Source organism: Planktothrix sp. PCC 11201, from assembly GCF_900009135.1.
In the GTDB taxonomy this organism is placed as follows: Bacteria; Cyanobacteriota; Cyanobacteriia; order Cyanobacteriales; family Microcoleaceae; genus Planktothrix.
The window spans coordinates 1-203 of the sequence record NZ_LT797723.1 but is presented as its reverse complement, the minus strand read 5'-3'; the positions used below and the strand labels follow the sequence as shown (position 1 = coordinate 203).

At 48.8% G+C, this 203-nt stretch carries 1 protein-coding gene; it reads left to right on the top strand.

The window, feature by feature from the left end:
- Positions 1 to 203 (top strand): photosystem II protein D2 (locus PL11201_RS25400; protein WP_079681641.1); only part of this gene is annotated, 203 nt, incomplete at both ends.

Here is a 203-nt window from a genome sequence, read left to right as displayed (position 1 = left end):
GTCACGGGCTTGTGGATGAGTTCCATCGGGATTGTGGGTTTAGCACTGAACCTACGGGCTTATGATTTCGTCTCCCAGGAATTACGGGCGGCGGAAGATCCTGAATTTGAAACGTTCTATACCAAGAACATTCTGTTAAATGAAGGTCTGCGGGCTTGGATGGCTCCTGCGGATCAACCCCACGAAAACTTTATTTTCCCTGA